An 11,816-nucleotide genomic window follows, 5' to 3' on the forward strand; every position below is an offset into this window, starting at 1 on the left:
CCCGGCCGTCAGGTCTTGCGGGCGGCCGAGCGGCGGATGGCCTCGTTGATCTCGGCGATGGAGCGTTCGATGGCCTCGTCATCCAGGTCGTCGTCCACCATGTCGAGCGGGCCGGCCTGGATGGTGGAGGAAAACCCGTCGTCGCTGATGCTGTCGGTCGAAATGCCCTGGGTGGATTCGAACGCGTCCGGCGTCTCCCACTCCAGCGCCACCACGGTCACGTTGTCGCTCGTGTCGCCGGCCTTGCGCAACGCGTCTTCCACCATGTCGGGCACGGACTGCGAAACCGGCAGGCGGCTCAACTGTCGGGCGATGGTCTCGTCATCCAGCGTGCCCCACAGTCCGTCGGAGCACAGCAGGATGCGGTCGCCCTGCTCCAGGGCCACCGGGCCGGTGATGTCGTAGATCGGCTTGGTGGGCGATCCCAGGCAAGTGAACAGCACGTTGCGGTTCACCCGCTCGATGCCTTGCAGCGGCATGTTGCGCAGCTCCAGGTACGAGTGGTCGCGCGTGCGGGTGAACAGCTCGCCCCCGCGCACCATGTACAGGCGCGAGTCGCCGCAGTGGATCCAGCTGGCGGAGCCCTCTTGCACCACCGCCACGACCAGCGTGGTGCGGGGCGTGTCCAGCATGCCCCGGTCGGCCGCGTAGCGAAGGATCTGGTGGTGTGCAGCCAAAAGTGCGTCGGCCAGAAAACCATGCACGTCTTCCAGCGTGGGCTTGGCGTGCCGCTGGAACGCCGCGGACACCGTCTGCAGCGCCAGTTGCGCCGCCACTTCGCCCTCGGGGTGGCCGCCCATGCCGTCGGCCAGCACGAACAGGCTGGACTCCCGCGTGTAGCAGTAGCCCATGCGGTCTTCATTGGTTTCGCGGCCACCGCGACGGCTGACCTGGAAGACGGAGAATTTCATTTCGGCTTCGCCCCCATTCGCGTGGCCTCGCCCACCTTCTGCACATTCTTCTTCGTGTCCGACACCAGCGTATCGAGCTGCAGGCGCATCTTTTCTCCCACGGACAGCTTGGTATAGCGCCGCTCGCCTTCGCGGCTGAGCTCTTTTTGCAGCGCGAACACCGACTGCGGCCGAGACAGCGGATCGAGCGCCATGCACCACTCGACCACCTCGATCAGATTGTCGGAATACACGCCGCGCAGCTTGGTCAGCGCCAGCGACAGGCGGTCCTTGTCGGAGCGCTGCGGCGCCTCATTGGGCGGAAACCCCTGCATGCAGGCGTAGATGCAGGCGCCGATCGCGTAGATGTCGGTCCAGGGTCCCATCGACGAATCGCGGCGGTACATCTCGGGCGCCGCGAAGCCGGGCGTGTACATCGGGCGGATGAAGTTGCCCTCTTTCGAGAGCACCTCGCGCGCCGCGCCAAAATCGATCATCACCGCCTTGTTGTCATCGGTGATGAAGATGTTGGCCGGCTTGATATCGAGGTGCAGCATCTTGTGCTGGTGCACGATGCGCAGCCCGCGCAGCACCTCGTCGAACAGCGAGCGGATGGTGGACTCGCGAAACACCTTCTGCGTCTTGAGGTCGCGCGCGGTGATGATGAAATCCTGCAGGGTGGCGCCCTCCAGGTAGTTCATCACCATGTAGACCGTTTCGTTTTCCCGGAAGAAATTGAGCACGCTCACCACCGATGCGTGCGAAATCTGCGCCAGCGCCCGTCCTTCTTCGAAAAAACTCTTGAGGCCCAGGCGGTACAGCGACAGCTTTTCAGGCGGCACCTTGGGGAGCAGCTCGCCCGGCCCGCGGGTGGCCAGGGACGATGGCAGATATTCCTTGATGGCGACCTGCTGGCCGTCAGGATCGATGGCGAGATACACCACGCCGAAGCCGCCGGAGGAGAGCCGGCGCACCACGCGGTAGCCACCAATCGTGGTGTCGGGCGGCAGGGGTGCCGGCTTGATTTTTGACATATTTTGCGAAGAAACCTCGGGCACGAATCGGAACCCGGATAATCGCCGGATCGCAAGCAACCACCGAAAAGTCCAATGGCAGTTTACAGCATGACCGGATACGCCAGCGCGCAGCAAAGCGCATCCGCCGGAGGGGGCGAAACCGATGGCCGCACACGCCGTCTGGGCCTGGAGATCCGTTCCGTCAACAGCCGTTTTCTGGATCTGTCGTTCCGGCTGCCCGACGAACTGCGCGCCCAGGAACCCGTGCTGCGCGGCCTGCTCACGGCCCGCCTCAAGCGGGGCAAGGTCGAGGTTCGAGCCTCCATCGAACACGAAGACACCACCGCCCTGCCCGACCCGGCGCCCCGCCTGCTGCAACGGCTGAACTCGGCGCAAGACGCCGTCCGCGCCTGGCTGCCGGATGCCGCACCCCTGAGCGTTGCAGACGCTCTGCGCCTTTGTGCGAATGCCAGCTCCACCCAGGACGACTGGAGCGATGCGGTCCCCACGCTGGCCGAGAAAGCACTGAAAGACCTCATCAGCGCCCGGGAGCGCGAAGGCAAACGCCTGTCCGCCATGCTGCAAGACCGCCTGGAGCAATTGCGCGCCCTCGCCCACCAGGCCACGCCACTCGTTCCCAAGCTGGTGGAGCAGCAGCGCCAACGGTTCATGGAGCGCTGGAAGGAAGCCATGGCCCTGGCCGACAACGCCACGCTGCCCGAAGCCGCCCAGGACCGCGCCCTGACCGAGGCCACCGCCTTCGCGATCCGCATCGACGTGGCGGAAGAAATCACCCGGCTGGATTCGCACCTCGACGAAATCGAACGCTTGCTCAAAAAAGGCGGCGAAGTCGGCAAGCGGCTGGACTTCCTCATCCAGGAACTGCACCGCGAAGCCAACACGCTGGGCTCCAAATCCGCAGCCATGGAATTGACTCGCATCAGCGTGGACATGAAGGTCCTGGTCGAGCAAATGCGCGAGCAGGTTCAGAACATCGAGTGAGTGATAATCCTGTTTTGATAGCAGCCAGCACATACCCCGCATGGACTACCCTGGAAATCTATTCGTAGTGGCAGCGCCCAGCGGCGCGGGCAAATCGAGCTTGGTCAAGGCCTTGCTGGAGTTGGACTCCCATGTGCAGCCTTCGGTCTCGCACACGACCCGGGCGCCGCGCGGGCAGGAAAAGCATGGCCGTGAATACTTCTTCACGTCGGAGCAGGAATTCGACGCGATGGTCGCATCCAACGGTTTCGTGGAGTGGGCCCATGTGCATGGCCGCCGCTACGGCACCTCGCGCAAGGCCATTGAGGAACGCATTGCCCAGGGCGCGGATGTCGTCCTTGAAATCGATTTCCAGGGCGCCATCCAGGTCAAGAAGGCTTTTGCCAATGCCGTCCTCATCTTCATCCTGCCACCCAGTTGGGAAGAACTGAGATCTCGCCTGGAGCGCCGCGGCGAAGACGCCCCGGATGTCATCGAGCTTCGACTCAAGAATGCCGCCCAGGAAATGGAACAGGCATTCAAATTCGACTTCGTTATAATCAACGAACTCTTTGAGCGTGCGCTTTTCGACCTGAAAACCATCGTCCACGCTCAGCGGCTGAAGTATGCGGCGCAACGCCGTGCACGGGCCGATACGTTCGAATCCCTCAATATCACCTGATCCTTCTGGAGAAGACGCATGGCCCGCATTACCGTTGAAGACTGCCTCGAGCACATCCCCAATCGCTTTCAACTCGTGCTGGCAGCCACCTACCGCGCCCGCATGTTGAGCCAAGGCCATGCCCCCAAGATCGAAAGCCGCAACAAGCCTGCAGTGACGGCCCTGCGCGAAATCGCACAAGGCAAAATCGGCCTGGAGATGCTCAAAAAGGTCCCCGGCTGACATCCAGGGGGCTGCCGCTGCAACCTCAAAAGCACCGCTTTGCGGTGCTTTTTTTTGGCCAAAAGCTTCGACATCCCCAGCAAGCTACATTAAAGGGATGAATGCGGTCTTGAATAAACCATCTGCCCAAGACCCGCGCCCCGGCGAAAGCGGGGCGGCGGGAGGCACGTCCGCAGCAGCCGCCAATGCAGCGGCGGCCAGTTTTGCGGCCCTCACTGAAAGCCTCGGCTACCTCGACGCAGCCAGTATCGAACAGGTGCGGCAGGCATACCGCTTTGCCGACGAAGCCCATCTGGGGCAACTGCGAAACAGCGGCGAGCCCTACATCACCCATCCCATCGCAGTGGCCGCCCAGTGCGCCACCTGGAAGCTGGACGGCCAGGCCCTGATGGCGGCGTTGCTTCACGACGCCATGGAGGATTGCGGAGTCACCAAGTCCGATCTCATCGATCGATTTGGTTTGCCTGTGGCTGAATTGGTGGATGGGCTCACCAAGCTCGACAAGCTGCAGTTCAACACCCGGGAAGAAAACCAGGCGGAGTCCTTTCGCAAGATGCTTTTGGCGATGGCCCGTGATGTGCGGGTCATTCTGATCAAACTGGCGGATCGCACGCACAACATGCGCACGCTATCGGACATGCCACGCAGCAAATGGGGCCGCATTTCTTCCGAGACCCTGGAGATCTATGCGCCTATTGCCCATCGTCTGGGACTGAACCAGACATATCGCGAATTGCAGGACCTGTCTTTCAGGCACCTTCATCCTTGGCGCTATGCGACCCTGTCCAAGGCGGTGAATAAATCCCGCAATCGGCGCCGCGATATCGTGCAGCGCGTTCAAACCGAGGTCGATACGGCTTTTTCGAAGCTGGGCATGAAAGCCCGGCTCGCAGGCCGGGAAAAAACGCTTTACGCCATCTACCAGAAGATGGACACCAAGCATCTGAGCTTTGCCCAGGTCACGGACATCTACGGCTTTCGCGTCATCGTGCCGACCGTCGTCGATTGCTACACGGCACTGGGCGTGCTGCATCAGATGTACAAGCCCGTTCCTGGCCGGTTCAAGGACCACATTGCCATTGCCAAGCTCAATGGCTACCAGTCGCTGCACACCACCTTGGTCGGCCCTTCGGGGGTCAATATCGAATTCCAGATGCGGACCGAGGAAATGCACGTGGTGGCAGAAGCAGGCGTGGCGGCGCATTGGCTGTACAAAGCGCAGGATGCAGACGGATCGGCAGCGGAGCGCCTTGGCACCAAGTGGCTTCAGTCGCTTCTCGACATTCAGAACGAGACACGAGACGCAGCGGAGTTTTGGGACCATGTGAAGGTCGACCTGTTCCCCGATGCGGTGTATGTTTTTACCCCAAAGAGCCAGATCATGGCACTGCCACGGGGTGCAACGGTGGTCGATTTCGCCTACGCCATCCACAGCAATGTAGGTGACCGCACAACAGCAGCGAAGATCAACAACGAGCAGGTTCCGCTGCGGACCGAACTCAAGAACGGCGATGTGGTGGAAGTGATCACCGCACCCGTCTCAACGCCCAACCCTGCCTGGCTGGGCTTCGTCCGCACAGGCCGTGCGCGCTCAAAGATTCGCCATTACCTCAAAACGCTCGCCCACACCGAATCTGCGGGATTGGGAGAGAAGCTGCTGACTCAGGCGTTGAGGGCCGAGGGGCTCGAGCGCCTGCCGACAGAGGCGGAAAATCAAGCCTTGTGGGACAAGCTGCTTCGCTTCACGGGCAACCGGACACGCAACGAACTCATGACCGATATCGGTCTGGGCAAACGCATTGCAGGCATCGTGGCCAAACGGCTCATGGTCCTCATGACCGAGCACGGTCACCGGCCTGACGCCCTCCTGCTAACGCGCGAAAGATACTCTTCGCACGAAACCCTTTCGCAAGGAGGCGTTACCTTGGATGGCAGCGAAAACGCCTCCGTGCAATACGCCAACTGCTGCCGGCCAGTGCCAGGAGACCCCATCGTTGGCTATCTCGGCCGTGGTGAAGGACTGGTGGTTCACAACGCCCAATGCAGCGTGGCAAAGAAGCTTCAGCACAAAGACAGCGAGCGCTTTATTGCCGTGGATTGGGCAGATGAGCCCACGCGCATGTTCGAAACTGGCATTGTCGTCACCGTGGCCAACGGCAAGGGTGTCTTGGCACGAATCGCTGCCGAACTGGCGAGTTCCGAAGCAGACATCGTTCACGTAGACATGGACGATGAAGCCGCCATGGACACGACCGATTTGCGTTTTGTCATTGCTGCAAGGGACCAGTCGCACGTCGAGTCATCCTTGCGCAATTTGCGCAGAACGCCTGCGGTACTCCGCGCTTTCCGCGTCTTGCCTCAGGGGTAAAAGATCAACTCGGATCAATCTTTGCAGAAGGCTGGGGATAGCGGACTTCGGTGACCTCCAGAGTCCGCATGCCGCCAGGCGTGGCCAACTGGACCTGATCTCCCTCGCGGGCCTTCAACAGTGCCCTCGCCACAGGCGATACCCAACTGACCTGCGCCAGGGCGGTCTCGACCTCGTCGATTCCCAAGATGGTAATGGTGCGTTCAACGCCCTCATCGTCTGCGTAGCTGACCGTGGCGCCAAAGAACACCTGATCGCTGCCCGCATGAACGGCAGGATCGATCACCTCGGCAATTTCTAGCCGCTTGGTGAGAAAGCGAATTCTGCGATCAATCTCCCGCAGACGCTTCTTCCCATACAAGTAGTCACCGTTCTCAGAGCGATCCCCATTGCTGGCAGCCCAGTGAACGACCTCAACGATCTTTGGCCGTTCGTTGTCGATGAGATCGAACAACTCATGGCGAAGCCTTGAGTAGCCTCCAGGAGTGATGTAGTTTTTACTCCCCGCGGGAATTGGCGCAGGGGAAAAATCATCCTCTTCAGTGTTTTCCGACTCTTTGGTAAACGCCTTGTTCATAGCTGCATTTTGACGCGCATGAACCAAAGCCCACAACGGAAAAAGCCCTAGAACATCACTGTTCTAGGGCTTACCGTTTGGTGCGGCTGGCAGGAATCGAACCCACGACCCCTTGGTTCGTAGCCAAGTACTCTATCCAGCTGAGCTACAGCCGCTAAGCTTTGAATTATAGCATGTTTTCATGCTGCTATTCATTTTTCATCAATTGCAGCAATCTTTCCAAAAGAGCCATCAATCAATCCTCATATTCTAGCGCATTTTTTGCGTCGATTGGCTTGGATGACGAAGATCAAACATCTCAGGGCACAGTCAGTGGTGATGCCTTTGGACCTTGGCTTTGGCAAAGTCAGAGGACTTCTATGAACAAGAATCCGCATGGCTGACTCTGTGCAATGCCTACGCAAGCGAGTAGAACTGCCACCAAGAATTGCGCCGAGCGACGATGATTGCGAAAGTTCAGCTATGCGATTGATAGCAACTGAACCTGATGGGAGTTGGTAGGGCGTGGCGGACTTGAACCGACGACCAAAGGATTATGAGTCCTCTGCTCTAACCAACTGAGCTAACGCCCCCTGGTCGAATTGTATGTGCTTACTTGCGGTAACTCAGTGCGTTGGAAACCAACTTCGATGTGATGTCCACGATCTGGATCATCCTGTCATAGGGCATTCGGGTTGGCCCGATAACTCCCAAAGTTCCTACGATTTGTCCGTCAACTTCATAGGGAGCGGTGACCACAGAGAGTTCTTCGAAAGGCACTATTTGGCTCTCCCCCCCAATGAAGATACGCACGCCATCTGCACGGTTGGAAACATCAAGCAATCGCAAGATTTGCGTCTTCTGCTCGAACAAGTCGAACGCCCGGCGCAAGTTTCCCATGTCACTGGAGAAGTCACTGACTGCGAGCAGGTTGCGCTCGCCGGAGATCACAACGTCATCCCGGGATTCGGCCATCGCTTCTGATCCAACGTTGACAGCCGCTTGCATGAGCGAGCCAATTTCCTCTCGAAGCTGATCCACTTCCGTTTTCAAGCGCTCGCGCACCTGATCCATGTCCATCCCGGAATAGTGGCTGTTCAGGAAGTTGGCCGCTTCCACCAGATGCGACTGGGAGTAGTCCACGTCCGTGAATATCACCCGATTCTGTACGTCTCCTTCGGGCGAGACGATGATGACCAGCAAGCGCTTTTCCGACAATCTCAAAAATTCGATGTGTCTGAACACAGATGCACGCCGGGGCGCCATGACAACGCCTACAAACTGAGACAAGCTGGACAACAGGTGCGCCGCATTGGCTATCACCTTTTGCGGTTGCTCGGCAGCCAATTGAGGCGAATACAGTTGTTCGCGCTGCACTGTCAACATGGTGTCAACGAACAGGCGATACCCTTTGGCCGTGGGAATTCTGCCGGCAGACGTGTGCGGACTTGCGATCAACCCGATCTCTTCGAGATCAGCCATAACGTTACGTATGGTGGCAGGAGACAGGTCAAGACCGGATGCGCGTGACAACGTGCGCGAACCCACAGGCTGACCATCGGCTATATACCGCTCCACTAGCGCCTTCAGCAACAACTTGGCACGGTCATCAATCATTGAATCATTTTAATGATCTAATTTCCCGATGAAGCTCAGGTTCAAACGGGTTGCACTTTTCGGCAAATACCAGCCGCTCACATCCAACGTTATTTCTGAAAGCTCACGCAATGCCGTGCAAGAGGTTGCGCAGTTCCTCATGAACGAAGGCTGTGAACTCATCCTGGATCAGGAAACTGCCAACAACACTGGCATTTCCGACTATGCGGTGATGAAGACGGAGCAGATTGGTGAGGAGTGCGATCTAGGGATGGTGATCGGGGGAGACGGCACGATGTTGGGCATTGGCAGGCAGTTGGCGCCCTTCAAAACTCCTTTGATCGGCATCAACCAGGGGCGACTGGGGTTCATCACCGATATCCCTTTGGACGAACATGCTTCTGCACTGAGACCGATGCTCCAGGGAGAGTATGAAGAAGACGCAAGGCCGCTGATGCATGCGTGCGTGATGCGCCAGGGTGAATGTGTATTTGAAGCGCTGGCGCTCAACGACGTCGTGGTCAATCGTGGCTCTACTTCTGGCATGGTCGAATTGCGAGTCGAAGTAGGTGGGCATTTCGTGTCCAACCAGCGGGCAGACGGACTCATCATTGCGTCGCCCACAGGTTCCACCGCATATGCTCTATCCGCAGGAGGCCCCATGCTGCACCCAGCGATCCCTGGCTGGGTGATGGTTCCCATAGCGCCCCACACCCTGTCCAATCGCCCTATCGTGCTACCAGACACGACAGACATTGCGGTGGAAGTCGTGGGAGGCCGAGACGTCAGTGCCAATTTCGACATGCAGTCGTTGGCGTCACTTCAGCACGGTGATCGAATCGTGGTGCGGCGGTCAGAACACTGCGTCCGCTTCTTGCACCCTCGAGGCTGGAATTACTTTTCTACATTGCGCAAAAAATTGCGCTGGAATGAAGGGGGCTCATAGTGGCGCTCAAACGGATCGCATTGCGCGATTTCGTCATCGTGGAGGTCCTTGATCTGGATCTACAAAAAGGATTTACGGTACTCACCGGCGAAACAGGGGCAGGCAAATCCATCCTGATCGATGCCCTGCAAATGCTGCTGGGCGGCCGGGCAGATGCAGGCGTGATTCGTGAGGGCACCGAGCGGACTGACATCTGCGCCGAATTCGATTGCCCGCCCAGTTTGTCCGGGTGGCTGGACGAAGCCGGCATACCGCAAGAAGAAAGCCTGCTTCTTCGCCGAACCATTGATCGACAAGGAAAGAGCCGAGCATGGATGAACGGTATTCCTGCAACGGCCACTCAAATGAGGACAGTGGGTGGGCATCTGCTCGATATTCATGGTCAGCACGCATGGCAAAGCTTGACGCGTCAGGACGCGGTTCGCAGCCTTTTGGATGCCTATGGTGATATCAGCACGGCAAAGTTGGAGCCGCTTTGGACTCGCTGGCGTGACGATCGCAAAGCAGTGGCGCAAGCACAAGAGACTCAAAATACCCTGCAACAGGAGCGAGAGCGTCTGCAGTGGCAGATCAGCGAAGTTGAGAAGCTAGGCCCCTCCTCCAACGAGTGGGACGAACTCAACGCGCAGCACAGTCGGCTTTCTCACGCCCAATCGTTGCTCGACAGTGCGCAAGCAGCTCTTTCGGCACTTGAAGACGAAGAGTCAGGTGCCCAGAATCAACTGAGCCGTGCAGGTCATCTGCTTCAAGAGCAGCAAACCTTCGATCCCGAGTTCAAGTCGATGGCAGAGGTTCTTCAATCGTGCATGGACCAAGCGGCCGACGTGGCTCACTCTTTACAAAGCTACCTTCGGCATACGGAACTGGATCCCGAGCGGCTCTCGCAGTTGGATTCACGCATGTCCTTGTGGATTTCGCTGTCACGCAAATACAAAAGAGCGCCCTCGGAGCTTCCGGCTCTGCTCGAAGGATGGAAAACAGACCTTTCCAAACTGGAAACAGCTGCAGACTTAGAAGCACTCAGCGCTGCCGAGCGAGCTAGCAATACGGCATATCAGAAGGCTGCGATTGCTGTGTCCCGGCAACGAACCAAAGCGGCCCCCCTGCTCGCCCAGGCAATCACGCGAGCAATGCAGGGACTGGGCATGGTGGGAGGGCGCTTTGAGGTACTGGTGGAGCCAGCCCCAGACCCTGGCATCCAAGGGTTCGACAGTGTTTCCTTTCTAGTTGCTGGACATCCCGGTGCCACACCTCGCCCTGTTGGCAAAGTCGCTTCAGGGGGAGAACTGTCACGCATTGCCTTAGCCATTTCCGTAACGACCAGCCAGTTGGGAGAGGCACCCACTTTGATTTTTGACGAAGTGGACTCAGGCGTCGGGGGCTCCGTAGCGGAGACGGTAGGACGGTTGATGCAGCAATTGGGCCGCGACCGCCAAGTGCTGGCAGTGACTCACCTTCCACAGGTAGCTGCATGTGCCGATCACCATCTGATCGTGGCCAAAACCAGCCAAAACCAGCACACCACCAGTCAAGTTGAAGTTGTCAAAGGAGAAAAGCGTGTGACTGAGATGGCCCGGATGTTAGGGGGCGAGCGCCAGTCGCGCGCCACCATGGCGCATGCACGCGAAATGCTCAGCAGCAACAAGCCGGTACAGAGCAAGGCATGACGAAATGACACTAGAGGTCGTATTGATCACAGGCATGGCGGGTTCTGGAAAATCCGTTGCCTTGCATGCGCTGGAAGACGCAGGCTATTACTGCGTAGATAACCTTCCGCCCGAATTGCTGGCTGCCTTCGTGGCGTTGGAACACCAGCACCATGGCAACCGAATTGCCATCGCGATGGATGTACGCAGTGCCACAGCCTTACCACTAGTACCGCAGCAACTGAAACGCTTGCGCAGCGAAGGCGTTGTCGTCCATTCGTTATTTCTGGATGCAACGACCGATACATTGATCAGACGATTCTCGGAAACGCGTCGGCGTCACCCCCTCTCCAGAGACGAATGGACGGAAGGTCAACGCGCATTGCTGCAAACCATCGAGTTGGAAAGAGAATTGCTGGCCGAACTGCGTGAGCAGTCCCATGTCATTGACACAAGCGCCATTCGATCCGCGCAATTGCAAGGCTACGTCAAAAGCCTGATGCCCGCGCTGCCTGGGCAACTGACACTGGTCTTTCAGTCATTTGCGTTCAAGCGGGGAGTACCTGTCGATGCGGATTACGTCTTTGACGTACGCATGTTGCCCAATCCCCACTACGAAGCCGAATTGAAGGCATTGACTGGCAAAGACCAACCTGTCATCGACTACTTGCAGCATCAGGAAGACGTGACACTGATGCAGGAACACATCGCGCAGTTTCTGTCCCACTGGCTCGAATCTTTGGCGCGCAATCACCGAAGCTACGTGACGGTGGCCATCGGCTGCACAGGTGGGCAACACCGTTCGGTCTATTTGGTGGAGCGTCTGGCGACACACTTCAGCCAACGTTGGACCACCCTTCGACGCCATAGAGAACTGGATGGTCTGTGACGCACATCTCGCTGGATAGCGATT

Annotated in this window: 11 protein-coding genes and 2 tRNA genes; 7 read left to right on the forward strand and 6 right to left on the reverse strand. The window is 58.4% G+C overall.

The annotated features are described in order from the left end of the window. Positions 1-8 precede the first annotated feature (8 nt). The gene (locus M5C98_RS18060) at positions 9-911 is read right to left on the reverse strand and encodes a PP2C family protein-serine/threonine phosphatase (protein WP_272548836.1); all 903 of its coding nucleotides are present in this window, start codon (positions 909-911) and stop codon (positions 9-11) included. Next, the gene (locus M5C98_RS18065; RefSeq protein ID WP_272548837.1) at positions 908-1,924 is read right to left on the reverse strand and encodes a serine/threonine protein kinase; all 1,017 of its coding nucleotides are present in this window, start codon (positions 1,922-1,924) and stop codon (positions 908-910) included. Before M5C98_RS18065 ends, M5C98_RS18060 begins: the two co-directional genes overlap by 4 nt. A 90-nt stretch (positions 1,925-2,014) precedes the next feature. Between M5C98_RS18065 and M5C98_RS18070 the strand changes: the two genes are divergently transcribed. From M5C98_RS18070 to M5C98_RS18085, 4 genes are all read left to right on the forward strand, one after another. Continuing rightward, positions 2,015-2,908, forward strand: a complete 894-nt coding sequence (locus M5C98_RS18070) for a YicC/YloC family endoribonuclease (RefSeq protein ID WP_272553330.1) — start codon at positions 2,015-2,017, stop codon at positions 2,906-2,908. A 40-nt stretch (positions 2,909-2,948) separates the two neighbouring features. Further along, on the forward strand, positions 2,949-3,569 hold the full coding sequence (gene gmk / locus M5C98_RS18075; RefSeq protein WP_272548838.1) for a guanylate kinase: 621 nt from the start codon (positions 2,949-2,951) through the stop codon (positions 3,567-3,569). Between the two features lie 18 nt (positions 3,570-3,587). Beyond that, positions 3,588-3,791 (forward strand): DNA-directed RNA polymerase subunit omega, encoded by a 204-nt coding sequence (rpoZ, locus tag M5C98_RS18080; protein WP_272548839.1) that lies wholly within the window; start codon positions 3,588-3,590, stop codon positions 3,789-3,791. Between the two features lie 97 nt (positions 3,792-3,888). Beyond that, a complete protein-coding gene (locus M5C98_RS18085) occupies positions 3,889-6,159 on the forward strand; it encodes a RelA/SpoT family protein (protein ID WP_272548840.1) in 2,271 nt (756 codons plus the stop codon). A 4-nt stretch (positions 6,160-6,163) separates the two neighbouring features. Here M5C98_RS18085 and greB read toward each other — a convergent pair whose 3' ends face one another. The 4 genes from greB to hrcA form a co-directional block, all read right to left on the reverse strand. Beyond that, on the reverse strand, positions 6,164-6,736 hold the full coding sequence (gene greB / locus M5C98_RS18090) for a transcription elongation factor GreB (RefSeq protein ID WP_272548841.1): 573 nt from the start codon (positions 6,734-6,736) through the stop codon (positions 6,164-6,166). A gap of 78 nt (positions 6,737-6,814) precedes the next feature. Then, positions 6,815-6,891: transfer RNA gene (locus tag M5C98_RS18095), tRNA-Arg, on the reverse strand. A gap of 340 nt (positions 6,892-7,231) precedes the next feature. Next, a tRNA-Ile gene (locus M5C98_RS18100) sits at positions 7,232-7,308 on the reverse strand. A 19-nt stretch (positions 7,309-7,327) separates the two neighbouring features. Beyond that, the gene (hrcA, locus tag M5C98_RS18105) at positions 7,328-8,332 is read right to left on the reverse strand and encodes a heat-inducible transcriptional repressor HrcA (protein WP_272548842.1); all 1,005 of its coding nucleotides are present in this window, start codon (positions 8,330-8,332) and stop codon (positions 7,328-7,330) included. 28 nt (positions 8,333-8,360) lie between these two features. Here hrcA and M5C98_RS18110 point away from each other — a divergent pair, with 28 nt between their 5' ends. The 3 genes from M5C98_RS18110 to rapZ are packed head-to-tail and all read left to right on the forward strand — an operon-like array spanning position 8,361 to position 11,792. After that, on the forward strand, positions 8,361-9,257 hold the full coding sequence (locus tag M5C98_RS18110) for an NAD kinase (RefSeq protein ID WP_272548843.1): 897 nt from the start codon (positions 8,361-8,363) through the stop codon (positions 9,255-9,257). Further along, a complete protein-coding gene (gene recN, locus M5C98_RS18115) occupies positions 9,257-10,924 on the forward strand; it encodes a DNA repair protein RecN (RefSeq protein WP_272548844.1) in 1,668 nt (555 codons plus the stop codon). The genes M5C98_RS18110 and recN overlap by 1 nt, the downstream gene beginning before the upstream one ends. A gap of 4 nt (positions 10,925-10,928) precedes the next feature. Beyond that, positions 10,929-11,792, forward strand: a complete 864-nt coding sequence (gene rapZ / locus M5C98_RS18120) for an RNase adapter RapZ (protein ID WP_272548845.1) — start codon at positions 10,929-10,931, stop codon at positions 11,790-11,792. The last annotated feature ends 24 nt before the right edge of the window (positions 11,793-11,816 follow it).

Origin of the sequence: Acidovorax sp. NCPPB 3576 (assembly GCF_028473605.1) — a bacterium.
Taxonomy (GTDB): Bacteria; Pseudomonadota; Gammaproteobacteria; order Burkholderiales; family Burkholderiaceae_C; genus Paracidovorax.